Origin of the sequence: Mycobacterium conspicuum (assembly GCF_010730195.1) — a bacterium.
Classification (GTDB): Bacteria; Actinomycetota; Actinomycetes; order Mycobacteriales; family Mycobacteriaceae; genus Mycobacterium; species Mycobacterium conspicuum.
In genome coordinates this window covers 3,118,430-3,141,871 of the sequence record NZ_AP022613.1, presented here as the reverse complement: position 1 = coordinate 3,141,871, position 23,442 = coordinate 3,118,430, and the positions used below count along the sequence as shown (strand labels likewise).

The following is a 23,442-nucleotide window of genomic DNA, read 5'->3' as shown; positions in this document are numbered from 1 at the left end:
GCAGCATTCGCTAGGCTCGTCGGTTCCGCTCGAGGTCGAGGAGGGCCCGCTTGGCGGCGGGGCCGCCGCGATAGGAGCCGACGCTTCCGTCGGACCGGATCACCCGGTGACACGGCACGACGATCGGAATCGGATTCGTTGCGCAGGCCGTGCCGACGGCGCGCACCGCCCTGGGGGAGCCGGACAGTTGCGCCAGTGTGGCGTAGCTGGCGGTGTCGCCGTACGAGACGGCGGTGGCGAGGTGCCCGAGCACCGTGCGCCGAAAGCCTTGCGACAGCGACCAATCCAGCGCAACGTCAAAGGCATGCCGACGCCCGGTGAAGTATTCGTCGAGCTGCCTGGCGACCGGGTCGAGCCGGGGCGGAGCTTCCAGCATTCGAGGGCTGATCCGTTGCGCGAGGTCCGTCAGCACGCGTTCTTCGCCTTCGCTGGCGAATGCCACCCGCAGCAGCCCCCGCGGGGTCGCCGCCAGCAGCAGCGGTCCGACCGCGGAATCGACTGTGCGATAAGCGATATCGAGTAGATCTCCGGCCTGGGCCGCGCGTTCCAGGCGGGCGTGCAGGCGGCGGAGATCATCCGGATCGACGGCGAAGTGGTCCGTGAGATCAGGTGCGGTCATGATGATTCCTCGGGGTGGGTGACAACGGGAAACGTGTGCCGGAGTTTGGCGATGCCGTCGGCCGCGGCGCGGCGGGCCGCGGCGGCGCTGCTATCGAGAATCGTTGCGATCTCGGCGTAGGGCAGGCCCGCCAGGTAGTGGTAGGCGACGGCCTGACGCTGTTTGGGCGGTAGCGCACTCAGCGCGGCTTCCAGCTCGGGATTCACGCCGTCCGCACCTTCGGGTGCGGGGGAGTCGGGGGTATCGGCAACCGGCACCGCGCGCCGCGACGCCGCCCGCGTGATGTCGACGGCTTTGCGGTGCGCGATCGTCACCAGCCACGCCTCGACATTGGCGTCGGCCGGCAGCTGGGGATAGGCCCTCAACGCCGCCAGGAAGGTGTCCGACCAGGCGTCGTCGGCATCGGCATGCCCGACGACCGCGCGGACGACGCGCAACACCGTGGCACCGTGCCGCGCCACCACCGCCTCAAACGGCTGTTTGGCGCGCTGGTCGGTCTTCACCCGAGTCCTTTCCGAACAGGATGGTCATTGTGAAGACGCCTCGGCGCTGCAAAATGTGAGATCTCACATTTCCGGGCCGACGGTCGTCTACCCAGAAAGGAGGATCCCAGATGCAAACGCGCCACACGGAAATCGACAGTCCCCTCGGTGAGCTGACACTAACCGCAGATGGTGACCACCTCACGGGTGTGTACTTCCGGCAGCATTGGCACCCGCCCACAACGGCGGCGCTGGGCCAGTACGTCGAGCCCGCCACCGACGAGCTGTTGCGGCTCGCCGCCGACCAGCTGCACGAGTACCTGGCCGGTGACCGAACCGAGTTCGATCTGCCTACCGCGGCGGTCGGCGACCCACGCCAGCGCAAAATCTGGGCCCTGCTGGCCGACATCGGCTATGGCCAGACCAAGACCTACGGTGAGCTGGCGAACGAATTGGCTGACGGCACAACCGCATACGAGGTGGGGCAGGCCGTCGGGCGCAATCCGCTCAGCATCGTGGTGCCGTGTCACCGGGTCGTCGGGAAGGACGGCGCGCTCACCGGTTACGCGGGTGGGCTGAAACGCAAGCGCTTCCTATTGGACCTCGAAGAGCCGGCGCCGGCGGCGTCCGGCAGGCTGTTCTGATGGTCCGGGCATGGCGTCAGCGCGTCGAGGCCGCCGACTGGGACGCGGTCGCGGCGGAGATCAACGAGGTGGGCGGCGCACTGCTGCCCGAGCTGCTGACGCCCGCCGAGTGCGCCGCCGCCCGTGATCTCTACGGAGACGACCGCTTGTTTCGCCGCACCATCGACATGGGTCGCCATAACTACGGGCAGGGCGAATACCGGTACTTCCACCAGCCCTATCCGCAGCCGATCGAGCCGCTGAAGCAGGCGCTCTACCCCCGGTTGCTGCCGATCGCCCGCGATTGGTGGACCAAGTTGGGCCGTGCGGCCCCGTGGCCGGACAGTTTCGACGACTGGCTAAAAATGTGCCACCGGGCCGGTCAGACCAAGCCCACCGCGCTGATGCTCAAGTACGGCCCCGGCGACTGGAACGCGCTGCATCGAGACCTCTACGGAGACCTCGTCTTTCCGCTACAGGTCGTCATCAACCTCAGCGAGCCCGGTGCGACGCACACCGGTGGCGAGTTTCTTTTGGTCGAGCAAAGGCGTCGAGCCCAGTCCCGCGGCACCGTCATCACGTTGCCCCGCGGCCACGGCTACGTCTTCACCACGAGCGAACGGCCCGTCCGCTCGACCAGGGGATGGTCGGCGGCACCGGTTCGACACGGGGTATCCACGGTCCGTTCCGGCGAGCGCTACACCCTGGGCTTGATCTTCCACGACGCGGCCTGACACACCGTTAGTCTTCGTCACATGTCAGACGGGCGGTTCCTGGTCACCGGCGTCGACGCGACCGGACGCTCCTGCGCGGTGCGCGACGACCGGGTGACACTGGGCGACGCTCTCGACGGCCTCCGCTACGCGATGATGTACGCCGCGCCGACCCTCCCGACGATTCCGACCGGCGGGGGGCGGGCCGCGGACACCTTCGACTTGGGCGTCTCGGCCGGCGCGATGGACTGGAAGCTGGTCGACTACGCGCCCGGCATGGAATTCGCCATGCACCACACGGACACCGTCGATTTCGACGTCGTGCTTGCCGGGTCCATCGACTTGATCCTGGACGACGGCGCGCACCCACTGGCGGCCGGCGACCACGTGATCGTTACCGGTGTCGACCACGCGTGGCGCGCGGGTCCGGACGGCTGCCGGATGAGCATTGTGTCGCTTGGGGTTTCGCCCGTTCCTTCGTTCACCCAGCCGACGGCGGTCTCGCCATCACCGACGGCTTGAACCCGTACGTCGGCACGAGACGCCCGTAACCTTTCCCAACGACTTGCCCAAATGGGGGAACCATCGGCATCGCGCCTTCCGCTGCGGCCGGGACGACAGTCCCGGTGAGGGCACCCACTGCCGGGTTGGTCACCGCGCTCACCGGCGCCCAGCTTGGTGGCACCGATAGCGCCCCCAGCGGAAGCGCTTTCCCCAGACCCCCGGCGGCGGCCGCGGCGTGCGCGGCAGCATTTGGTGCGCTCGAGCCTGCCGCCTGGGCCGCGCCTTCGAGCGCCTTGGCCGCGGGAGCCAGGCCCTTCGCGAACGAGGTCATGGCGGTGATTCCGTTGCTCACCTGTCCGAAGGACTGCGTCGACTGAATCATCGCCGCCGCGCTCGATATGTATGGCACCAAATACTTGCTGTACACCGAGACGAGGTCGTCGAGGGCGGTGTATTTCGTCAGGTATTGGTCGATCTTCGCCCCAGTGAATGAGGAGGTCAGTTCGGCGAACGGGTCGTGCAGGGTGTCCAACCGCGCCAGCGCCTGTTTCACGGCGGTATCGACGGGATTGTCGGCCGCGGACACCGCGGCGGCCTGCCGGGCCAGTCCGGACGAATCGGCCACTTCCGGGGGTTCATCGAAATCGGTCAGCTGCGCCGCCGCCAGTGAGGACGTCAGATACGCGTACATCGCCGACGCGTCCTGCGCCCACATCTCGAAGTACTCTGCCTCGGTGGCCGCTATTGCCGGAGTGTTCTGCCCCAGCCAATTCGTCGCGACCAATGTCGCGAGCAGCGCTCGGTTGGCGGCGATCGCCGGGGGAGGCACTGTCATCGCGAATGCGGTCTCGTACGCGGTCGCCGCGGCCGCCGCCTGCCCGGCAGCCAACTCCGAGCCCGTGGCGCTGCTCTGCAGCCACGCCACGTACGGACTCGTGGCGGCCACCAGTGACGCCGACGCCGGGCCGAGCCACGGACCGCACGTCAGCGAGGAAATTACCGACTGAAGCTCCGCCGCGGTCGCGTGCAGTTCGGCCGCGAGTTCACCCCAGCCCGTTGCGGCGGCCAATAACGAGCCCGAGCCAGGACCGGTGTACATGCGCCCCGAATTGATCTCCGGCGGCAATAGCCCGTAGTCCACGGTTGGCCTTCCCTTTCTGTTCGGATGCTCGTCTGGCTTTTAACCGGCCGAAGCCGCGTTCGCGGCCTCGGTCGCCGCGTAAGAACCTGCCCCTGCCGCCAGCACGGCAACCAACAAGCTGTGGATGGAAGAGGCGTGAGCGCTCAACGCCTGGTACCGCTGGGCGTGGGCGGCGAACTGTGCCGCGGTCAGGATCGACACCTCATCGGCGGCGGCGGGAACGACTCCAGTGGTCGGGCCTGCTGCGGCCTGACTGCCGAGGCTGAACGCCGCGCCGATCGATTGGAGCTGGCCGGCGGCTGCCGACAGCTTCTCCGGGTGTGCGGTGACGAAAGACATGCGTTTATCCCTTCTTCGCGACCAATTAAGTGGTGCCGTGACGATACGAATAGGTGCGAAGCACTCAACGCACTTAAGGCAACAGAAACCGGCCGTTACCTGGACTTACGGTCCAAATTCATATTGATTTAATTGCGCGTCCCGATAAATCTGACCGCGCAATGAATTGCATGTGAAATCCGAAGAAGCGACGACGATGTTCAAATATCTGAGCATCCATACATGAATTCTCAATGGAGATCCTCGACGGTATTAGGTCTGTCAAGGGACTCCGCGCGGCAAAGGTATGAATTCGGTGTGGCTCGGCCGAGTGCGGCGAAACCTTGCAGATCGAAAGCCGCGGAGTGTCAAATACCTCTTGAATCCGCGCACACAGGAGATGACGACTTGACACGAATCGCGCCTTCCGAGGCTTTCGCCGCAGTGCCGACGCAAGACCTCGGCCAAGGAGACCGGATCAACCTGGGCGTTGCCGGCATCGTCGGTCGCCTCCCTGCCGTGGCGGAGGCACTCGGCGGACTGACCGCGGCGCTGCGGTCGAGCGGCACCTTGTCGCCCCGGCTGCTCGAACTGGTGCGCCTGCGCATCGCGTTTTTCAACCAGTGCCGAAGCTGCATCGCGGTGCGCTACCAGAGCGCCATCGACGACGGTCTCGACGAGGACGCGGTGTGCTCGTTGGAAAGACCGGCCGAGGCGGAGAACCTGTCGGCCGCCGAGCGCTCGGCCCTGCGCTTCGCCGAGCTCTTCGCGACCAACCACCTCGCCATCGACGACGCCATGTACGACGAGCTGCGCCAGCATTTCAGCGAGGACGAGCTCGTGCAGCTCGGCGTGCATTGTGCGATCGCGCTGGGGATCGGTCGGCTCTCCGCGACCTGGGATGTCAGCGACGACCTCCCCGCCTCCTTGGCGTCACCCGGGCAGTTGGCGCCCTGGAATTCCGCGTCGGTGGTCGCGTCAGGCTAAAGCGTCCGCCGTTGCGGGCTCGGGCTTGCGGGCCGGTGTCGGCCAGGGCGAAGGCTTCGGCCGCTGCCGGACCCGCTGCGGCCACCAGAACCATTTGCCCATCAGCGCGGCAATGGACGGCGTCATCAGCGAGCGCACGATCAACGTGTCGAACAGCAATCCGAGGCCGATGGTGGTGCCGACCTGACCGATGACGGTCAGCTGACTGACGGCCATCGTCACCATCGTGAAGGCGAACACCAGCCCCGCCGAGGTGACGACCGACCCGGTTCCACCCATCGCGCGAATGATGCCGGTATTCAAGCCGGCGTGGATCTCCTCTTTGAACCTCGACACCAGCAGCAGGTTGTAGTCCGCGCCGACCGCCAGCAGGATGATCACCGACATCGCGAGCACCATCCAGTGCAGCTCGATGCCGATCAGATGCTGCCAGATCAGCACCGAGAGGCCGAACGACGCACCCAGCGAAAGCAACACGGTGCCCACGATGACCGCCGACGCCACCACACCTCGGGTGATGATCAGCATGATGATGAAAATCAGGCACAGCGAAGCGATTCCGGCGATCAACAGGTCATAGGTGTTGCCGTCGCTGAGGTCCTTATAGATCGACGCGGTGCCCGCGAGATAGATCTTCGATCCCTCCAGCGGGGTGCCCTTGAGCGATTCGTACGCGGCCTTCTTGATGGCGGCGATGTGCGAAATGCCTTCCTGCGACATGGGATCGCCGTCGTGACTGATGATGAAGCGCACCGCGTGGCCGTCGGGGGAGATGAAGTTCTTCATGCCCTTCTTGAACTCGGCATTGTTGAAGGTCTCCGGCGGCAGGTAGAAGGAGTCGTCATTCTTGGACGCATCGAAGGCCTTGCCCATGGCGTTCGAGTTGCGCTGGGCCTCGTTCTGCTGATCCTGCAGACCCTTTTGGGTCGAATACATGGTCAGCATCGTGGTTTTCATGGCCTTCATGTTCTCGATCATCGACGGCATCAGCGCCACCATCTGCGGCATCAGGGTGTCGAGATGATCCATGATGGGCAGCAGGCTCTGGATGTCGTCGGTCATCAAGTCGACGCCGTCCAACGCGTCGAAGACGGACCGAAGCGAGAAGCAGATCGGGATGTCGAAGCAGTGCTTCTCCCAGTAGAAGTAGCTGCGGATGGGCCGCCACATGTCCTCGAAATTGGCCATGTCGTCCCGCAAACTCTGTACGTCGATGGTCATCTCGTGCATCTTCTTGACCATCACGTGCATGTCGTTGGTCATTTGCGTGGTGATGCTCTGCATCTTGACCATGCTGTCGATGGTGGTCTGCATCATGTCGGCCTGGTGCAGCATGTCGGCCATCTGGTCTTCTTGGTACTTCTGGTTCATCTGCTGGGTGACGCCCTGCATGCTGATCTGGAACGGGATCGAGGTGTGCTCGATCGGCGTGCCCTGGGGCCGGGTAATCGCTTGCACCCGACCGATTCCCGGCACCCGGAAGATCGTCTTGGCGATCTTGTCGATGACCAGAAAGTCCGCCGAGTTACGCAGATCGTGGTCGCTTTCGATCATGAGCACTTCGGGATTCATCCGCGCCTGGGAGAAGTGCCGATCGGCGGCCGCGTATCCCTCGTTGGCGGGTAGATCGGTCGGCAGATAATTGCGGTCGTTGTAGTTGGTGCGGTATCCGGGCAGGGTCAGCAGGCCGATCAGCGCTACCCCGATCGTCACCACCAGGATCGGCCCGGGCCACCGAACAACCAGCGCGCCGATCTTGCGCCACCCCCGAATACGTTGCGTCCGGCGGGGTTCCAGCGTCTTGCCGAAGCGCGTCGCCACCGAGATGACGGCGGGACCAAGCGTCAGTGCGGCCGCGACCACGACGACCATGCCGATGGCCAACGGGATGCCCAGCGTCTGGAAATAGGGCAGGTTGGTGAAGTTCAGGCAGAACGTCGCGCCCGCGATCGTCAGGCCCGATCCGAGCACCACATGCGCGGTGCCGCCAAACATGTCGTAGTACGCGTCTTCCCGCGAAAAACCCCTAGCGCGGGCCTCCTGATATCGGCCGATCAGAAAGATCGCATAGTCCGTGGCGGCCGCGATCGCCAACGTGACCAACAGGTTGGTGGCAAAGGTCGACAGCCCAATGATCTTGTAATAGCCGAGGAAAGCGACCATTGCGCGGGCGGCGAACAGCTCGAACACCACCATCACCAACGTGAGCAGCACCGTGACGATCGACCGATAGACCAACAGCAGCATGGCGATGATCACCGTGAAGGTCGCCGCCGTAATCACTTTCAGGCTGCGGTCGCCGGCCATGTGCTGATCGGCCGACAGCGCCGCGGGCCCGGTCACGTAGGCCTTCACCCCGTCGGGCGGGTGCACGCTCTTGACGACGTTCTGCACGGCTTCGACGGATTCGTTGGCCAAGGCTTCGCCCTGGTTGCCGGCCAGGTAGACCTGGACATAGGCGGCCTTGCCGTCGTTGCTCTGCGCGCCGGCCCCGGTCAGTGGATCGCTCCACATATCCTGAACGTGCTCAACGTGTTTGGTATCGGCGTCGAGTTTTCTGACGATTTCGTCGTAGAAGGCATGGGAATCGGCACCCAGCGGCTTTTGGCCCTCCAGGACGATCATCACCGAGCTGTTGGACTTGTATTCGTCGAACACCGCGCCCATGCGCTTCGTCGCGACCACCGACTGCGCGTCGTCGGGAGCCATCGACACCGAGCGCATCTTCCCGACCTCGTCGAGGTCGGGGGCGAGCATGCTGAGCAGCGCGATGAGAGCGATCCAGCCCAGGATGACGGGGACCGCGAACCTGCGGATGATGCGCGGGATCGCGGGCCGCGCTTCGTGTTTGGCGACGGGAATGGTGTCGGTGCGAGCGTCGGCGGTGTCGTGAGACGTTGTGCTCATGCGGATTTCACCAAGCAGAAGGTTAGGGCGTGCACGCCGTCGGTGGTGTTCTCGGCCTTGACTTCGTCATCGATGGTGATGCGACACCCGAGGTGGTCGCCGTCGCTTTGCGCCGAGATGTTCGGGAAGACCGACGGGGCGGTGGTGCTGAGCACCAGCGTCCACGGCAGCGGCGCACCGTCGACCCGCTTCGGGTCGGCGGACAGATCCAAGTAGTTCACGTTCGCGTGGCTCGCCGAGCCGAAGACCTCATATTTGACGACCTTGGGCTTGAACGGCTTGGAATCATCGAGCCTGGGACTGGTCAAAACCCCGGTGTCCTGGGCGCCGAAAAACGACTTGACCCGGACGACGGCGAATCCGCCGATCACCACGACCGCCACGATCAACAGCGGCAGCCACGCGTTGCGCACAAGCTTGCTCAGCCGCACCTAGGTGATTCCTTCCGGTCATGCAGCGTGGTCCCCGCCGTCTGGCGCCGCTCACTCGGTGGAGGGCGGCTGCAACCAGCGCACCAATACATCCTCTGCATTATTTGCAGAATATGCAAGTTTGCTGGAGGTGTTTCAGATCACTTGGTAAAGATGCTGTTCACCAGGGCGGCCGCGTGCTCGACGTAGGGCACCGGCGTGTCGTCGTCGTCCTGCGGCTCGCCGCTGGCCCACCGCTCAAAGCCCGAGCGCACGGCTGTCAGCGCCAGGGCGGAGATCAGCGCGGGTACCTCATCGTCGGGGCGCATGCCCTGACGGCGGGCGACGATGCCGATCAGCTGATTCTGGAACCGCTCCAGATCGGCGAGGAATGCCGACAACACCGCGGGCGTGGACTTGACGAGTTCAAGCATCCCGGCGACCTGCTCGCGGTCAGGGGGCATGTCGCGCAGGTGGTGCGCCGCCAGGTCGATCAGCTCGGCCAGAACCACCGAGTATGGTGCCGGCCCGGCCGCGACGAACTCGGCGGCGAGCTCGGGCGGGATGTCCGAGGGGCCGTAGGCGATGGCGGACTCTTTGTTCGGAAAGTAGTTGAAGAAGGTGCGCGTCGAGACCCCGGCCGCGAGGCAGACGTCGTCGATGGTCATCTTGTCGAAGCCGCGTTCTTGTGCCAGGCGCACTGCGGCGCCGCGGATGTCGGCGCTCGTCTGGCGCCGGCGCCGTTCGCGAAGGCCGACCGGATTCGTCACACGACAATAGTTGCACATCATGCAAACTTTGCAGTCAAAACCGAGGCGGACAGGCCCGAGTCAGACGATGTGGTAGTCGAGACGTCGCGCCGCGGCCGCAAGGCGACCTCCCAGATCGGGGTGGGTCAGAGGAAGCGAGAGCACCGGACGTTTCCGCATCGCTGAGTGGGCCGGCGAAAACAGCGCCAAACATGCCCCGCCCGCAAAGCGGCTGTTGTATCGCACCCCGTCAAGGTTGGGGAACGCCTCGACGATGGCCCGGGCCCATCGCTGCGTAACCGCGTGTGGCGCAGTCGATATCGCGAAGGTGCCGCCCGCGCGGATGATCCACGCGCCGACGCTGTCGGCTGCTAGATCCAGCACGCTTAGCGGCCGGTCAAATTGCAGCCCGGTCAGGTACGGTAGGCCGCTGCGGCGGTCGATCGTGCGATCGATTTGAAACGCCTCGGCAAGCGCGACTCCGGGGTCGCAGGCCCCGTACCACACGGTTCGATCCGGGTGTTCTGCCGGCGGTGGAGGGTGGGGGTCAAAGCGGAGCACCGGCCCGTAGTGCCGAAAAGCGTTCCAGGCCAACACATGGGTGCCTTCGGTGCGGTGAACGCGCCACCATGTCTCGCTCGTCTCGATCCGGCGCTGCTCGTCATCGTTGATACCGATCCTGCGCAGCTCCTCCGCGCTGGGCGGGGCGGGAAGCGTTGCCCCGTCGCTCACGTACTGGCCCAGTCGGCGATCTCGACCAGCTCGAGTACCGGCGCGACCGGACCGCCGCTGCGCAGCCAATCCAAGATCGATCGGGGCTGGCCATCAATCTGCAGATCGGCCTGCGGTGTGCGCAGCAGGCCCGCCACCGCTGTGGGATGCATTCCGGTCGGCAGGGCCCGAAAGACTTGCTCCAGCCCACGAATTTGCGTGTGGGGCTTGCCCGTCTTCGGATTGGCCTCGAACTGGATCACCGGATACAACCAGGCGCCGTTGCTTTCGGTGGCCCACAGTGCGCCGGCCAGGCGCCGCTGCCGCACTCGCGACTCGTTGATCCCCAGCAGCGAGGCCACCTCCGGGCCGGTGTAGGCGGTGTTGATCAGCCGTGCGGTATGCGCCACGATGTCGGCCGCGGACTCGGCGAACGCGACCGGATCCTCCGTGAAGCCGGCGTCGTCGAGGATCCGCGCCTCTTCCTCGGTGAGCGCCGCCGCCGCCGGTTTGATCGCCGGCAGCGTCCTTAGCGCGGCCACCAAATCCTCCCGCTGGAGGTTAAACCGTTCGGAAAGCAGTCGATCCAGCTCTTCGTCGATCATCTGAGCTCCCGGTGGCACGAGCGGTTGGAAGTAACGATAACTAACGATACGCCACAAGCGTTAGTTTGCCTAGGAGACGGGGTGCGCCCGGTGCGCTGGGGAGGGGGCCCGACGGATATTTCGTCACAGTGACGTAATGAGCGGCGGTTGCCCCCACTGGAGCGGGGATGGGTTCGTCAGGGCTCCAGCACGCCGGACTGGCCGGATGCACAACTCGTGCAGTGGAATCCGAGCTTGGCGACGGACGCTCAGCTAAACGTCGGGCCTTGTGGGAGTTGCGATCCTATGAAATCAGCGCGATGACGAACGATGTCGCCGCCGCTAGGGCGGCCGGACCGACGTTGCCGATCGGTCGCCAAGCGCGGAAATCGGCAGCCACTGCACCAACTCGGGAAGGAGCGTTCCATCGGGCTGGCTGGCGGGCACGACCATCCGGGTGCGTGCTCGACGTTAACGAGAGGCGGCGCCGACGACCGACCGAGCACGGGGTTCGAATAGCCCTGCGGCACAGGGTAATTCGTCACAGTGACGTAATGCTGGTGGCGCGACGGTTGGGAAGGGCAGGTGGCCGGCCGCCGCCTATGGGGCCGGTAGCTCCGCGCGCGCCCATGGTTTCACCTAGCACCCCGAGTCATCCACTAAGTGATTGAAACGTAGGCCAAGCTCGAAGTACGCACACGGTGTAGGTGGCGCGTTGGGGAGCGAAAATTTTTGAACAATGCCGCGACGTGCCCAGACGGGCCAATCGTCAACTGCTGCGAGCTCTTTCATCTAGCGCAACCCGCCAAGCTCTTTGCCGATAAGCGACATTATGTCAAGTTAAGTACTCCGTTTTTATCAGATGAATCATTGCCTGACTCTTGCTCGCTCAGATGGCCCCCCGCTCGAGGACCCATCGGTGTCGAAACTCTAGTACCTCTGCAGCAATCTCAAAGTCGGCGTCGTAGTGGATCAGCGTCAGGTTGTGGGCATTGGCCAAGGTTGCGATCAGGAGGTCAGCCATGCCGACAGCACGGTGGCGGCCAGTGATGGCCAACTGTCGTTGTGCGCCGAGTGCGGTCTGCCAGTGTTCGTCATTGGTTGGCAGGTATTCGTACGCCAATCGGCGGTCTGACCAGAGTTGTTCATAGTCGGCGGGATTGCGTGCGCTGAAGAGCGCCTCGGCGTCGAGTTGAGCTGTCGTCGCGACTAATCCGGCCTCAATGAGAGGGGCAAGCCGAGAGGCAACTTCCCGGTTCGTCATCCGCGCTGCTGCACTGGTATCGATGAGGTGCCGAGCGATCACCGCCACACGTCACCACGTCGATCAGGGTCGGCCATCTCCCCTAGCCCGCCAGCTTGCAACCATGCCACCTGGCGGGCGCGCGCAGACGATGCAGCCGCTTGCTGTAATGCGATACGCACGGTATCCGAGACACCGGACGTCTTGAGCTCTTTCTGCGCGGCAGCCAGCAGGTCGTCGTCGAGCTCGATCAGGCGCTTTGTCATTTACGAGGCCCTCCACCGGTATATATCGAATTACGACTCAGTATATACCGGATGTGGTTAGGGTGGGGCGCGAGACGTCGGTGAACTCTCGCGGGGGAATATGCGGCAATTGAATATGCAGCGATACCAGTAAACGAACTCCGCAGTCACCGCGCCTATGCCCTGTCCGTCTCGATCAGCGCACGCAATTCTTCGGCGATCTCGTCGACGAGTAGTCGCCCGGGCCCTTCGTAAGAGCTCGCGCGCGGCTTAATCGGTCGAAACGGTCACCGTTCGGTATCCATTCTGAAACGCACCCGCGTTTCGGCTGGCGCAGGTCTATCGGCAACGGCTGTCACGTCGTTAACATCGCGCGATGCCCGATTTGCCCTCAGCGGCAAGCGATGTGCGATTGCGCACGCTTTCCCGACGCGATGCGCTGCGTTACGCCACTGCGTTGGCCGGTCTGGGTGCCGTATCAGTAGCCTGCGGCACGCATACGGCGGCCGCCGCTTCTCCCCCCCAACTGATCGACTTTGCCGCGCACCAGATTCCGGCGCACGAGATCCGAAGGGCCGGCTACAGCGGGGTGGTCAATTACGTCTCGCTGTCACGCCCTGGCTCGTCTTTTGGCGCCAAGCCGATCACTCGGTCCTACGCCGACTCTTTGAAAGCCGCGGGCTTGGTGATCGTGAGTAACTACCAATACGGCAAGCCAGGTGGGTCGGCACCGTCCGACTTCACCCGGGGCTACGCCGGCGGCATCGCGGACGCGCGCACCGCTTGGCAGCTGCACACCGCGGCGGGCGGCGGCGAGGGAGCGCCGATCTTCTTCACGATCGACGAAGGCATCAACCGCGACACCTGGAATCGACTCGCGCTGCAGTGGTTTCGGGGCATCAACTCGGTCCTCGGTGTTCAACGCACCGGAGTCTACGGGGGCATCGATGTGTGCCAGTGGGCCGCGACCGATGGCGTTATCGGGTCTTCGAGCACAGCCGGCCGCCGGTGGGCCTGGCAAACTCGCGCGTGGTCCGGCAATCGGGTCCACCCCGCCGCTGTTCTTTATCAGCGCGTCGTGAGCACCGCGTCCAATCCCGGCCCGCGGGTCGGCGGACTCGAAGTCGACGTCAACGATGTCCTGGCCCCGGATTGCGGCCAGTGGAACCTCCATCGGTCGAGTTATCCGAATGGCGATGTGCGATAGGTCCGATCTCTCCTGAAATCCCATCGAGTCTGGCGCGGCGCAATATGCAGGACTTGGATACGCAGAGTTACCCGTCCGACGCGCGTGTCATCGGCGTCCAGCTGGAAGCGTGGCGTATCATTCTGATACGCTCTGTTGCAGATTGCTACGTCCTAAGGAGAAGCCATGCCGGGCGCTGCAGATCGGGTGACCCGCTTCGATGCGGACCTCGTCGACAGCGCCGCTGCGGAAGGCGCGCGGCAGAGCCGGTCGGCCAAGCAGCAGCTCGATCACTGGGTTCGGGTCGGGCGCGCCGTGTCGGCCCACCACACCGCCGCGCGACGTCGAGTCGAGGCTGCGCTCGTCGGGGACATCGAACTGCGTGAACTCAACGTCGAAGAAGGAGTGGTGTTCAACGCCGAGATCGATGCCGCGATCCAGGAGAGCCTGGCGCAAGCCAACTATGGCGCGGTGTTGGCCCGGCGCGGCGTCACCACCGTGGCCCTCAACGAGTCGGGCGATATCGTCGAGCATCGCCCGGATGGCAGCTCCATCGTGCTCGCGCCCAAGCGCCGCGCGTCCCGCCGCGGAAGGTAGATCAGCCAGCCGATGAACCGGCTCGATCTCGTCGTCGGACCCAACGGTGCCGGCAAGTCGACATTCGTCGAACTCACGCTGGCTCCGCTCCTACCCGGCAGCGTGTTCGTCAACGCCGACGAGATCGCCAGACAACGCTGGCCCGACGACCCGGCATCGCATGCGTACGAGGCCGCGGCGGTTGCCGCCGACACCCGTTCAAGACTGATCGAACTGGGCCGGTCGTTCATCGCGGAAACCGTGTTCTCCCACCCGTCGAAGCTCGAGCTGATCGACGCCGCCCACGCGGGGGGCTACACCGTTGTTCTGCACGTGCTGCTGATCCCCGAAGAATTGGCCGTGCAACGCGTCAGGCACCGGGCCAGCGCCGGCGGCCACGATGTGCCCGAGGATAAGATTCGCGAACGCTATCAACGCCTCTGGGCTCTCGTCGCTGCCGCGATCACCCGATCCGACTCGGCGACCGTCTACGACAACAGCACCCTGAAGGGCCCCCGCATTGTGGCGCAGCTGAGCTCTGGGGTGATCGTCGGCTGTCCCAGTTGGCCAATATGGGCACCCGAACCGTTGCGCTCGCGCTGGTCGATGTAACGCCGTCACCGACCGCCATACGCGTTCTTTTCAATGTGGATTGAAATGATATCGTTCGCACGTGTCCTGCCTGGGGAAATGGTGAAGCGCCGCGGCAGACGTCAAGGCGGGCCGGTATCGCGTGACGCGGTGCTGCGCGCGGCGAAGCGACAGTTCGCTATGCGCGGCTATGACAAGACGACGCTGCGAGCGATCGCCGACGACGCGCGCATCGATCCGGCGATGGTCCTCTATCTCTTCGGCTCGAAAGCGGCGTTGTTTCGCGAGTCGATGACGTTGGTGCTGCCGTCCGACCTGCTGACGACCGAGCTGGCGCAGAACGACGACGACTTGGGCTGCCGCGTGGTGCGTGCCTACCTCGGCATCTGGGAGCGGCCCGATACGGCCGCGAGCATGGCCTCGATGGTGCAGTCGGCGACGTCGAACAGCGACGCCAACACTGCATTTCGCGATTTCCTGCGCGACTATCTGCTCACCGCGGTGACCGACGCTTTGGGCGGCGGCGACGAGGCGCGACTGCGGGCGATGCTGGCCGCGACCAACCTCGTCGGCACCGCGATGCTGCGGTACATCATGCGGGTGCCGCCGCTATCGTCGCTCGGTGTTGAGGAGGTGGTCGCGCTGGTGGGGCCCGCGGTGCACCGGTCTTTGACCGCTCCCGCCGACGAGCTGGGCCTGCACCTGTCATCGCGCTAACCCAATAACCCTGGGCTACACCGCGATTCCCTCCACGATGCTGAGCGGCGACACGGTGTCGATGACGCGGTTCAACCGGAAACCGGCCTGGTCGAGCAGCCGGCCGTATTCCTGCGCGGTGCGTTCGCACGCGCCGGCGACGACCAGCATCTCGATGTCCACCCACTTACCGTGGAAGTCGCGGTCGTGGTCGGGAATGACGAACTCGCACAGCAACAGTCGCGCGCCGGTGCGGGCCGCGTTCCGGACCTTCTTCAGGATGCGCACCGCGTCTTCGTCGGGCCAATCGTGAATGACGTTCTTGAACACATACGCGTCGCCGCCCTCCGGCGCGGACTCGAAGAACGAGCCCTCTTCGATCCGCACCCGATCGTCCACGCCGTACTTGTCAAGCAACTCCGGGGCGCCGGCCACGACCTCTGGAAGGTCGAAAAGTATGCCGCGCGCGCTCGGCGCCGTCTGCAGCATCGCCGCCAGCAGCCGACCGTGTCCCCCACCGACATCGACGATGGTGCCAAACGCACTGAAGTCGTAGGCCGCGATCAACGGCGCGGTGGCGAACTCGGACAGGTTGGTCATAGCGGAGTTGAAAATCTGACCCAACTCCGCTTCCTCGGTCAGGTACTCGAATACCGGTTTGCCACGCAGCTCGGGCACCACTGGCCGCCCGGTCCGGATCGCCTCGGTCAGGTGGCTCCAGTGCTCGCGATGCTGAGGTGACCCGACCCACCGCGCCATCCCGGCCATGGACACGGGCGCGTCGGTGCGCAGGGTTTCCGCGAGCGGGGTGAGTGCGTACCGCCCATCGCCGCGCTGGCGGAAAATCCCGATGCCGATCAGCGCGCGCATGAGTCGGCTCAGCGCGTCGGCGTCGGCGCCGACCCTGTCGGCCAGCCGCTCGCCCGACAGCGGGCCATCGGCCAGGGCGTCCGCCACGCCGAGGTCCGCCGCGGCCGTGATCGCCTGAGACACCCACGCGTGCAGGATCAATTCCAGCATCACCGCGACCGGCGGGGCCGAGCGCTGGCGCAGCCGCGACAGGTGGTGACGGGCCCGCTCAACGGCTCGCGCGACCTTTACGGGAGGAACCTTCGACGTCAACTGACTACCTCTTCTCTTCTAGTCGTCACGCCGGACGCCTTGCGCGGCGCTCGCTTGAGGCGCTTGGCCAGGAACCTGGGCACCAGGAACTATGCCCGCAAACCGACAATATTTCAATCAATATTGAAATACTCACTCGGTCGGCTGAAAGCCGGGTGAGCGTTCGCGGGCCGCGGTGCCGCGGCCTCGACGATCTGGCGTGCCACACGTGCCGCCATGTAATCCGATTCGTTACGCCACGCCGGACGGCGGCATCAGATATGGCGGCTTGCCGGTAAAATGCACGAATTAGGCTGTGCACCAGCCTGTTTCACACTTCGATCATGGTGGTCGGGTCATGCTCAGCTTTGCGTTGTCGCACTGGTATACGAGCCCGCGACCTCTCGCCGAATTCGTCGGTCGCGCGCATGATTTGGCGCCTAACTCACGGACCGAGTACAAAACGCAGCGCTTGATCAATGGCTTGTAACTGCTCTGGGCCAATCATTCCTTGACGAGATGACAGTCGCTCGACGGAGACCACTCGCAGTTGGTCGCAGCGAGCGTAAGAGGTGCGGTCGAGTCCGCTGCTTTCTGGCTCGAGTTCGACATGGCTTCGCAGGCCGTAACTAGCAGTCGTGATCGGCACATGACCACCAGGCCGCCGGGCCCATTGTTGAGGATGTCGACCGATACCACCACCGCCGGGCGACGAAAAGCCGGCTTATGTCCGACCGGCTGGCCGAGGTCGACGTAGTAGACCTCGCCTCGCCAGATCAAGCCAACGCGTCCCACTCGTGACGTTCGGCCAGGTACTGCTCCCACAGTTCGGGGTCGCTACGTAGGCGCTGGTAATCCCCGTTGAGTTCGCGCAGGAACTCCTGCCTTTCCAAGGCGTCGATGGCCGCGTGCACGACGTCGATCACGGCGGTTTGACGAGCCTTAGCCAGCGATTGGAGCCGCTCAGAATCGGAACGACGGACGCGAACAGTGGTGGTTTCTGCTGCCATAAAATCAATTAGACGAAATGTAGATCGCAGACGCGACCGCAGATTATCTCGTGCGTTGGCATAGATCAGTCCGTGGCAGACCGCGCGTCGCCCCGATCGAATTAAAATGCCAGCGCCGCAACGGTTTTCGGCAGTAGGCGATTCATAACCTCGGGCTTGCCTCGGTTCGGCGCGTGGTGGCGAGTCCAGCCTCCGTGTCCGGAACCGTGTCATCGTGTCGTCGGCGCAGCATCGGCATCCCCGCGCACCTGGTGCGGCAAGACATGGCGATTTCGGATAGCGCGGACGCTGCGCCGAACAGGTGGCCTTGCGCCGATAGGCATCCCGCCTTGAACACCGTTTCGGCCTGCTCGGCGGTTTCTATGCCCTCGGCGATCACGTCCACGCCCAGCGCATCGCACAAGCCGACGACCGATCGGTACAGCGTCAGGTTTCGTCCCGGCTCGACGCCCACGGCGAGCCCACGGTCGAGCTTCACGATTTGAACGGGCAGCTCGTGCAGGTAGGTCAGCGAGTTGTAGCCCGCGCCGAAGTCGTCCAGGGCCACCCTGATGCCCACTTCGGTCAAGCGTCTGATGGCGGCCGCGCCGTCGGCGAGATCGACAACGGGAACCGTCTCGGTGATTTCTAGGACGAGTCGGTGCGGCGATAACCGGTGTCGCGCCAGCGTGCGGCGAATGGCCTCCTCGAATTCGACGCTGCCAAGTCGCGCGGCACCAACATTGATGTGGATGTCCAGATCGAGGCCCGCGGCCTGGATCTCCGCGCAGGCCAGATCCAGCACCATGGCGTCGAATTGTGCTCCCATGCCATTCGCTTCAGCCGAGGAGACGAAGGTCTGGGGAGGAATCTGTACCCCGCTTGGCGTCGTCCACCGGGCAAGCGCCTCCACCGCGACCGGGACGCCGTGTGGGAGGGAAACCACGGGCTGATACTTCAGCCGAAAGCCCTCCGGGATGCGCCCATCCGCTTGCCGCAGCGCCGCAGAAAAGTCCTCCGACACGCTGGACGACGGGTGGTAGACGACGGCGGTGTCCTTGCCCAGCCGCTTCCCCGTGTACATCGAGATGTCGGCCTGCCTGAGCAGATCGTCGGACGTCGGCGCCAGACCGTCACCACCCGGGCTGACCAGGCCCATGCTGGCACGCACCCGCAGGGAAGTTCCGTGTACGGAGAACGGACTGCGCAGCGCCACCCGTAGCTTGTCGGCGAATATCTCGGGTGCCTCGACACCACCGGGAATCAGGACGGCGAACTCGTCTCCCCCGATGCGAGCCAGCATGTCAGCAGGTCTGAGGCAATGCGCTAGGCGTTCGCTGATCGCGCACAGCAACTCGTCGCCGGCAGCGTGCCCGAATCTGTCGTTGACCTCTTTGAAGTCGTCGATGTCGACGAAGATCAAGACGAATGGCTCGTCGCGTATCGCTTCGTCCAGTCGCTGCGCCAACAACAGTCGATTCGGTAGGCCGGTCAACGCGTCGTGGTGGGCCTGATGGGCCAGCCGGCGTTTGGCGTCGACGAGCTGTTCGGTCAACGTCCGCTGTACGCGCATCGCCACCACGTAGCGGGTCGCGACCAGCAACGCCATTGCCAAATATGTGCTGACGAAGATCGGGTCGACCCTGCGGCCGATGAGCACGTGGAATGTGAGCAGCGTCGTGCTGCCCAAAAAGCCCACGTAGGGCAGGGTTAACTGCGCCCAGTTGGTCGGCTGTTCGAGGTCGTCGTGGTGGGCTCGGGGCCGCGGTGGCAGTTCGAGCAGGCTCCACGTGATGAACAGCGGAGCCATGACGAACCCGGTGCCGACACCCAGGTCCAGCGCGGTCACGCCGACGCTCCTGAGGTAGGCCAGCAGCCTGTCCGAGGAAGCAAGGGTGATCACCGCGGCCGCTAGCAGCATGTAGTTCGCCCGGCCCGGCCGATAGGGCGGGTACCACATCGCAACAAGAACGGCGCTCACCACCACGACGAGCTCAACAGCGGCGATGCCCCAGACGACTTCGGTATTGGTCGACCGCGGCAGTGCGGCGCCGTCCATGGCGCCCAGGCGGGCGACGTAGACCAAGTGGCAAAACGCCAACGTCGCCAGCAAGCCATCCAGGACGGTGGTGATCACGCCCGGCCGGGTCCGCACCCAGGTCCTGGCATCGTGTTGATGGCCAGCGCGCACAAGGAGCACCATCGCCCCGCCGAACAAGAGTCCGCCGATAAAGTAGCCGGCGACGGCGGGCCCCGACGCAGTGGCTCCGAGGTTCTCGGCGCGCGCGGCCCGCGAGAGAAACTCCGCGACAGTAAAGGTAGCGATCGCCGCGAGGAGCGACACCCGCCACCAGCGCGACAGGCCGGTCACCCGGCGCACCACCATGAGCCCGACGAGCAATGCGCCCAGACAAACGATCGCCTCGAGGACATACTGCACGCGTTGCGCCGTCGCCACTCCCCACAGCCCGAGCGCGTTAAACCCTGCCGTCGCGACGACGACGGCAGATAGCCCGCAAAGCAGGCGTCGTCTCCCAAACGACAACGCGCCCCCTCCAACCCACGGCGTTGACGCTCAACATCCTGGCAGAATTGGTTGACGGCTGTGGCCGTTATCCCCCGATTGGCCTACGTTCAGTTTTCACTCGTTATTTCGCGCGACAGCTAGCCGAATGAGCGCAGGTCCGCGTTAGGTGAATTGGCAACGCGTCTCGACCGATCCGGAAATACGGCGGGATCGACGACGGCGACCATTGGTCATTTCTTAATCCGATTGTGCACAAAAGGATTTCGCCTGCCGACAACTGTACCGGTAGTCCTAATGCCCCGCCTGGCGGTATGCGATCGCTCCGAACCGGTCGAGTTGTACGACGTACCATCCACTTTCGGACCGACACGATATCCATGAGAAACCGCGCCGATATCGAGGGTTTACGAGCGCCCAAGATCGACGAGCGTGCTAGCGAGTATCAGGTTTGAAGTTCCAACCTTTGGATAGACCTCGCCTGTGGATCAGCTGCCGCTTTTAGGCAGTCGACACATCACGAAGGGAGCCCGACGTGGCATTCTCACGCATTGCATCGAAAACAACTGCTGCCACCGTAGTACTGGCGGCGGCTGGAATCCTGGCGGCGACACCGGCATTCGCCGATCCGCAAGTGCTGCCATTCGGCCAGATGGCCGAGATTTCAAGTAACGGCGGCACGATCGACTACACCGTGAGCAACCTACAGCCCAGCGGTCACAACGACGGCGTGTGGTACTCCGACGTCACGGCCAAAGGAGTTAGCGGCAACGCAACACCGAACATTGCCGACTTCAACGCTCGCGCCGCCAACAGCTCCACGTTCGCGGTGATGAAGGGCAACCAAACCGACGGCCTTCCTGAGGGGCCGCTCCCCTTGGGCAACCCTGTTACCGGACGGCTGTACTTCAACGTTCGCAATGGCACCAACCCCGACAGCGTTGTGTACCGCGACGCCGGAGGCACCGACAAGGTCGTCTGGAGGACGATGTAGCTCGGCGAGCATCTCGTCATTCCGAACCTTGCGCTAAGGGCCGCTTTGACGACGTGCCCCATGGCGCGATGAGTCCGATCCTCGCTGACCGTGGAGCTGCGCGGGCACCCAGCCCGGTGGCCGCGGGGTAAAACCGCGCCGGCGGAATGCCATAGGCCGACCCTCACTCCCCTCGCCATGACGGGTCGCGGCCGAGGCGGGCCAAAAGCTTCGACTGCACGTCGGCCCCGTCGTCAACGGCAACCGGAGCCGCGAACATCCCCGACGCGCTCAGCGCGGTCGGCTCGGCCGGCAGATCATTGACGAAAACCGCACACCATCCAGGATCCAACCGGTCATCTGCCCCCACCGCGCGGGCCAAATCCCAGGTGTGCACCAACACGTCTCGGGTAAGGCTTGGCACCAGTTTTCGGGCATCCAGCGTCGTCGCCTGATTCGTCCCCACCGCCGGCACTTGCACGACACGCTCGAACAAGCCTTCCCGGCCCAGCGCGTCGTGCAGCGCGTGGAAAGTCAACTCCCAACGGCGCTGTGGATCGTCGCGGGGACGCTCCGGCTTCAGCCCGAGGGGCCGCAACAGAAGCACGTCATGAAAGCCGATCACGTGCTCCACGACGGCCCGCGCGTCCCAGGAAGCGCAGGGTGACAAACGATCCCATTTGCCGTCCGCCGATTGAACGGCGTCGCCGAACCGGCGGCACACCGCCAAGTGGAACTCGCCCACATCTGCATACATTTCAGTCATCATGGCCTCGCAGCCGGCGATGCACCACCGGGTTAGGGTCGGGCTGTGCTCGATTGGGATCACAACGCGTACTACCACCGGTTGTTGCTCCGGCAGTTGCCGTCGCGCTGCGAACGCGTACTGGATGTCGGATGCGGCGCTGGATCATTCGCGGCCAAGCTCGCACAGCGAAGCATCCACGTCGACGCCGTCGATCGCTCGCCCGCGATGATCGAACAGGCGCGGCATTGCGCACCGGCGAACGTCAACTGCGTGGTTGCCGACGTCCTGGCCGACGAGCTGCCCGGCCGGGACTACGACGCGATCGTCTCGGTCACGGCGCTGCACCACATGCCGCTGCGGGACGCGCTCCGAGCGCTGTCGGCCGCGCTGCGACCGGGTGGCATACTCGCGGCCATTGCGTTGCCCCGCTCGGACCTGCGCCGAGAACTTCCGATCGAGGTCGCCGCTTCGGTGGCGCATCGTTTCTTCGGCTTGGTGTTTTTCGCGGCGCGAAGGTTGGGTAACGGCAATGGCTTCGCGAAAGACGCGGATCGTTCCATCATGCCCGTCGTGTTGGACCCGCCATTGACAACCCGCGAAGTCGCCGAAGCCGCGAGCGCGCTCCTCCCCGACGTTCGTGTCCGACGGCTACTCTTCTGGCGGTACCTGCTGACCTGGCAGAAGCCGGCCTCAAAACCTTTATGAGACAACCGTTTACGACTTGGAGGGCAGCACGTGAAGAAAGCCATCGCGGTCGGCGGCGGTGTGACGGTCGTGGCCGCCGGGCTCGCGGTCGCGGGTCGCGCCATGGCCGGGCGCGCCGATCCATGGCAGGCGCGAGTGGTCGCGGCCGGGTGCACGGCGAAGACCGCGCGGATCGGCGAGGTGGATCTCGGCTACGCGGAGGGGCCAGACAACGGACCCCCGCTGCTGTTGTTGCATGCCCAGCACATGGACCGGCACAGCTACAGCCGGGTGTTGCCCGCTCTGGTCAAGCGCTTCCACGTCTTCGCTGTCGACTACCCCGCCCACGGCATAACCGTTGTGCCCGAGGGATATCCGATGACGGCGAACCGGATTGGAGCGGATTTGGCGGCCTTCGTCGAGACCACGATAGGCATGCCCGCGTACGTAACCGGCAACTCGTCCGGCGGGCTGCTCACCGCGTGGCTGGCCGCAAACCGTCCGGATTTGGTGCGCGCGATCGTGCTGGAGGATCCGCCGTTGTTCGCCGCGGAGTATCCACGCATCAAGACGACGATCGTCGACCGATCGTTCGCCACCTGTGCGGACGCCGCCCGGGATGGCGTCGACGACTTCCTGCCCTACTGGATCCGCAGCAACCGCGCCTTTTTCGCCGAGCATGTTGCCCCGGGAGCGGCCTTCCTGCTGGCCCAGGTCGTGAAGGTCTACCGTGCGGCACGCCCCGGCCAACCCGTGGACATCGGGTTGCTGCCAAACGACACGGTGCGACTGTTCGTGCGCGGCATGGATCAATACGACCCGCGGTTCGGCGCCGCGTTCCACGACGGCACCTGGAACGCCGGCTTCGATCACGCCGAGGCGCTCGCCAAGATCAGCTGCCCGGCGCTTCTGTTGCACGCCAATTTCGATTTCCTGCCCGACGGCACACTCAATGGCGCGATGACTCAAGAAGACGCCGACAGGGCGGTCGCACTGCTCGCCAACGGGACCTATCGCAGGGTCGACGCCACCCACGTCGTGCATCTCGACAAGCCCGAGCTTTTCATCGATATCCTCCAGGTCTTCTTCCTGGGCTCTCTGTAAAGGAGGGCACGAGGCGGTAGCGTGACGGCCGTGA

26 protein-coding genes and 2 pseudogenes are annotated in these 23,442 nt (G+C 64.7%); 11 read left to right on the top strand and 17 right to left on the bottom strand.

What is annotated here, in order from left to right; translation table 11 throughout:
• Nucleotides 1–10: 10 nt before the first annotated feature.
• Together G6N66_RS14660 and G6N66_RS14655 are read right to left on the bottom strand one after the other, a co-directional pair.
• Nucleotides 11–619: a methylated-DNA--[protein]-cysteine S-methyltransferase gene (locus G6N66_RS14660; RefSeq protein ID WP_085232840.1), complete on the bottom strand. Its 609-nt coding sequence runs from the start codon at nt 617–619 to the stop codon at nt 11–13.
• Nucleotides 616–1,122 carry an RNA polymerase sigma factor gene (locus G6N66_RS14655; protein WP_085232839.1) on the bottom strand — a complete coding sequence of 169 codons (507 nt, stop codon included), beginning with the start codon at nt 1,120–1,122 and terminating at the stop codon, nt 616–618. The genes G6N66_RS14660 and G6N66_RS14655 overlap by 4 nt, the downstream gene beginning before the upstream one ends.
• A gap of 110 nt (nt 1,123–1,232) precedes the next feature.
• Between G6N66_RS14655 and G6N66_RS14650 the strand changes: the two genes are divergently transcribed.
• Genes G6N66_RS14650 through G6N66_RS14640 form a run of 3 tightly spaced genes read left to right on the top strand, consistent with a single transcriptional unit; the run spans nt 1,233 to nt 2,959 of the window.
• Entirely contained in the window at nt 1,233–1,745 is a 513-nt protein-coding gene (locus G6N66_RS14650) for a methylated-DNA--[protein]-cysteine S-methyltransferase (protein WP_085232838.1), read from the top strand.
• Nucleotides 1,745–2,458, top strand: coding sequence for a 2OG-Fe(II) oxygenase (locus G6N66_RS14645; RefSeq protein ID WP_085232837.1), 714 nt, complete (start codon nt 1,745–1,747; stop codon nt 2,456–2,458). The genes G6N66_RS14650 and G6N66_RS14645 overlap by 1 nt, the downstream gene beginning before the upstream one ends.
• A gap of 21 nt (nt 2,459–2,479) precedes the next feature.
• Nucleotides 2,480–2,959, top strand: a complete 480-nt coding sequence (locus G6N66_RS14640; protein WP_085232836.1) for a cupin domain-containing protein — start codon at nt 2,480–2,482, stop codon at nt 2,957–2,959.
• On the opposite strand, the gene G6N66_RS14635 is transcribed toward G6N66_RS14640, so the two are convergent.
• Complete coding sequence (locus G6N66_RS14635; RefSeq protein ID WP_232079310.1) at nt 2,919–4,082, bottom strand: PPE family protein; 1,164 nt, start codon at nt 4,080–4,082, stop codon at nt 2,919–2,921. The genes G6N66_RS14640 and G6N66_RS14635 overlap by 41 nt on opposite strands.
• A 39-nt stretch (nt 4,083–4,121) precedes the next feature.
• The gene (locus G6N66_RS14630; RefSeq protein WP_085232834.1) at nt 4,122–4,421 is read right to left on the bottom strand and encodes a PE family protein; all 300 of its coding nucleotides are present in this window, start codon (nt 4,419–4,421) and stop codon (nt 4,122–4,124) included.
• Between the two features lie 387 nt (nt 4,422–4,808).
• Here G6N66_RS14630 and G6N66_RS14625 point away from each other — a divergent pair, with 387 nt between their 5' ends.
• The gene (locus tag G6N66_RS14625) at nt 4,809–5,387 is read left to right on the top strand and encodes a carboxymuconolactone decarboxylase family protein (RefSeq protein WP_085232833.1); all 579 of its coding nucleotides are present in this window, start codon (nt 4,809–4,811) and stop codon (nt 5,385–5,387) included.
• Here the strand turns inward: G6N66_RS14625 and G6N66_RS14620 are convergent.
• The 8 genes and pseudogenes from G6N66_RS14620 to G6N66_RS14590 all read right to left on the bottom strand — a co-directional run bounded on the left by G6N66_RS14620 (nt 5,379) and on the right by G6N66_RS14590 (nt 12,257).
• The gene (locus G6N66_RS14620) at nt 5,379–8,294 is read right to left on the bottom strand and encodes an MMPL/RND family transporter (RefSeq protein ID WP_085232832.1); all 2,916 of its coding nucleotides are present in this window, start codon (nt 8,292–8,294) and stop codon (nt 5,379–5,381) included. The genes G6N66_RS14625 and G6N66_RS14620 overlap by 9 nt on opposite strands.
• Nucleotides 8,291–8,725, bottom strand: coding sequence for an MmpS family transport accessory protein (locus tag G6N66_RS14615; protein ID WP_269474929.1), 435 nt, complete (start codon nt 8,723–8,725; stop codon nt 8,291–8,293). The genes G6N66_RS14620 and G6N66_RS14615 overlap by 4 nt, the downstream gene beginning before the upstream one ends.
• Nucleotides 8,726–8,865: 140 nt before the next feature.
• Nucleotides 8,866–9,474, bottom strand: a complete 609-nt coding sequence (locus G6N66_RS14610) for a TetR family transcriptional regulator (protein WP_085232831.1) — start codon at nt 9,472–9,474, stop codon at nt 8,866–8,868.
• A 60-nt stretch (nt 9,475–9,534) separates the two neighbouring features.
• Complete coding sequence (locus G6N66_RS14605) at nt 9,535–10,185, bottom strand: RES family NAD+ phosphorylase (protein WP_232079309.1); 651 nt, start codon at nt 10,183–10,185, stop codon at nt 9,535–9,537.
• A complete protein-coding gene (locus G6N66_RS14600) occupies nt 10,182–10,769 on the bottom strand; it encodes a hypothetical protein (protein ID WP_085232830.1) in 588 nt (195 codons plus the stop codon). Before G6N66_RS14600 ends, G6N66_RS14605 begins: the two co-directional genes overlap by 4 nt.
• Nucleotides 10,770–11,052: 283 nt before the next feature.
• Nucleotides 11,053–11,201, bottom strand: a pseudogene (locus G6N66_RS30275) (toxin); the annotation flags it as partial.
• 436 nt (nt 11,202–11,637) lie between these two features.
• A complete protein-coding gene (locus tag G6N66_RS14595) occupies nt 11,638–12,060 on the bottom strand; it encodes a PIN domain-containing protein (protein ID WP_085232829.1) in 423 nt (140 codons plus the stop codon).
• Nucleotides 12,051–12,257, bottom strand: coding sequence for a DUF2191 domain-containing protein (locus tag G6N66_RS14590; RefSeq protein ID WP_085232828.1), 207 nt, complete (start codon nt 12,255–12,257; stop codon nt 12,051–12,053). The genes G6N66_RS14595 and G6N66_RS14590 overlap by 10 nt, the downstream gene beginning before the upstream one ends.
• Nucleotides 12,258–12,612: 355 nt before the next feature.
• Between G6N66_RS14590 and G6N66_RS14585 the strand changes: the two genes are divergently transcribed.
• The 4 genes from G6N66_RS14585 to G6N66_RS14570 all read left to right on the top strand — a co-directional run bounded on the left by G6N66_RS14585 (nt 12,613) and on the right by G6N66_RS14570 (nt 15,306).
• Complete coding sequence (locus tag G6N66_RS14585) at nt 12,613–13,443, top strand: DUF1906 domain-containing protein (protein ID WP_085232827.1); 831 nt, start codon at nt 12,613–12,615, stop codon at nt 13,441–13,443.
• Nucleotides 13,444–13,608: 165 nt separating this feature from the next.
• On the top strand, nt 13,609–14,019 hold the full coding sequence (locus G6N66_RS14580) for a TA system antitoxin ParD family protein (RefSeq protein ID WP_085232826.1): 411 nt from the start codon (nt 13,609–13,611) through the stop codon (nt 14,017–14,019).
• Nucleotides 14,020–14,031: 12 nt separating this feature from the next.
• Nucleotides 14,032–14,610 carry a zeta toxin family protein gene (locus tag G6N66_RS14575; protein WP_085232825.1) on the top strand — a complete coding sequence of 193 codons (579 nt, stop codon included), beginning with the start codon at nt 14,032–14,034 and terminating at the stop codon, nt 14,608–14,610.
• A 78-nt stretch (nt 14,611–14,688) separates the two neighbouring features.
• Nucleotides 14,689–15,306 carry a TetR/AcrR family transcriptional regulator gene (locus G6N66_RS14570; RefSeq protein WP_139825194.1) on the top strand — a complete coding sequence of 206 codons (618 nt, stop codon included), beginning with the start codon at nt 14,689–14,691 and terminating at the stop codon, nt 15,304–15,306.
• Nucleotides 15,307–15,321: 15 nt separating this feature from the next.
• On the opposite strand, the gene G6N66_RS14565 is transcribed toward G6N66_RS14570, so the two are convergent.
• The 4 genes and pseudogenes from G6N66_RS14565 to G6N66_RS14550 form a co-directional block, all read right to left on the bottom strand.
• Entirely contained in the window at nt 15,322–16,407 is a 1,086-nt protein-coding gene (locus G6N66_RS14565) for a methyltransferase (RefSeq protein WP_085232823.1), read from the bottom strand.
• Between the two features lie 424 nt (nt 16,408–16,831).
• Nucleotides 16,832–17,181, bottom strand: a pseudogene (locus tag G6N66_RS30270) (type II toxin-antitoxin system PemK/MazF family toxin).
• Nucleotides 17,163–17,312, bottom strand: a complete 150-nt coding sequence (locus tag G6N66_RS29560) for a hypothetical protein (RefSeq protein ID WP_232079308.1) — start codon at nt 17,310–17,312, stop codon at nt 17,163–17,165. The pseudogene G6N66_RS30270 and the gene G6N66_RS29560 overlap by 19 nt, the downstream one beginning before the upstream one ends.
• 226 nt (nt 17,313–17,538) lie before the next feature.
• On the bottom strand, nt 17,539–19,920 hold the full coding sequence (locus tag G6N66_RS14550) for a putative bifunctional diguanylate cyclase/phosphodiesterase (RefSeq protein ID WP_085232821.1): 2,382 nt from the start codon (nt 19,918–19,920) through the stop codon (nt 17,539–17,541).
• 514 nt (nt 19,921–20,434) lie between these two features.
• Here G6N66_RS14550 and G6N66_RS14545 point away from each other — a divergent pair.
• Nucleotides 20,435–20,893: an MPT63 family protein gene (locus G6N66_RS14545; protein WP_085232820.1), complete on the top strand. Its 459-nt coding sequence runs from the start codon at nt 20,435–20,437 to the stop codon at nt 20,891–20,893.
• Between the two features lie 163 nt (nt 20,894–21,056).
• Here G6N66_RS14545 and G6N66_RS14540 read toward each other — a convergent pair whose 3' ends face one another.
• Nucleotides 21,057–21,629, bottom strand: coding sequence for a maleylpyruvate isomerase family mycothiol-dependent enzyme (locus G6N66_RS14540; RefSeq protein ID WP_085232819.1), 573 nt, complete (start codon nt 21,627–21,629; stop codon nt 21,057–21,059).
• A gap of 54 nt (nt 21,630–21,683) precedes the next feature.
• Here G6N66_RS14540 and G6N66_RS14535 point away from each other — a divergent pair, with 54 nt between their 5' ends.
• A complete protein-coding gene (locus G6N66_RS14535) occupies nt 21,684–22,325 on the top strand; it encodes a class I SAM-dependent methyltransferase (protein ID WP_085232818.1) in 642 nt (213 codons plus the stop codon).
• A gap of 30 nt (nt 22,326–22,355) precedes the next feature.
• Nucleotides 22,356–23,408: an alpha/beta fold hydrolase gene (locus tag G6N66_RS14530; protein WP_197747042.1), complete on the top strand. Its 1,053-nt coding sequence runs from the start codon at nt 22,356–22,358 to the stop codon at nt 23,406–23,408.
• Nucleotides 23,409–23,442: the final 34 nt, after the last annotated feature.

Bases quoted from the DNA above. Each gene is read 5' to 3' on its own strand.
- G6N66_RS14660 (WP_085232840.1), bottom strand. From the start codon at position 619: ATGACCGCACCTGATCTCACGGACCACTTCGCCGTCGATCCGGATGAT.
- G6N66_RS14650 (WP_085232838.1), top strand. From the start codon at position 1,233: ATGCAAACGCGCCACACGGAAATCGACAGTCCCCTCGGTGAGCTGACA.
- G6N66_RS14645 (WP_085232837.1), top strand. From the start codon at position 1,745: ATGGTCCGGGCATGGCGTCAGCGCGTCGAGGCCGCCGACTGGGACGCG.
- G6N66_RS14640 (WP_085232836.1), top strand. From the start codon at position 2,480: ATGTCAGACGGGCGGTTCCTGGTCACCGGCGTCGACGCGACCGGACGC.
- G6N66_RS14630 (WP_085232834.1), bottom strand. From the start codon at position 4,421: ATGTCTTTCGTCACCGCACACCCGGAGAAGCTGTCGGCAGCCGCCGGC.
- G6N66_RS14620 (WP_085232832.1), bottom strand. From the start codon at position 8,294: ATGAGCACAACGTCTCACGACACCGCCGACGCTCGCACCGACACCATT.
- G6N66_RS14600 (WP_085232830.1), bottom strand. From the start codon at position 10,769: ATGATCGACGAAGAGCTGGATCGACTGCTTTCCGAACGGTTTAACCTC.
- G6N66_RS14590 (WP_085232828.1), bottom strand. From the start codon at position 12,257: ATGACAAAGCGCCTGATCGAGCTCGACGACGACCTGCTGGCTGCCGCG.
- G6N66_RS14585 (WP_085232827.1), top strand. From the start codon at position 12,613: ATGCCCGATTTGCCCTCAGCGGCAAGCGATGTGCGATTGCGCACGCTT.
- G6N66_RS14580 (WP_085232826.1), top strand. From the start codon at position 13,609: ATGCCGGGCGCTGCAGATCGGGTGACCCGCTTCGATGCGGACCTCGTC.
- G6N66_RS14575 (WP_085232825.1), top strand. From the start codon at position 14,032: ATGAACCGGCTCGATCTCGTCGTCGGACCCAACGGTGCCGGCAAGTCG.
- G6N66_RS14570 (WP_139825194.1), top strand. From the start codon at position 14,689: ATGGTGAAGCGCCGCGGCAGACGTCAAGGCGGGCCGGTATCGCGTGAC.
- G6N66_RS14540 (WP_085232819.1), bottom strand. From the start codon at position 21,629: ATGTATGCAGATGTGGGCGAGTTCCACTTGGCGGTGTGCCGCCGGTTC.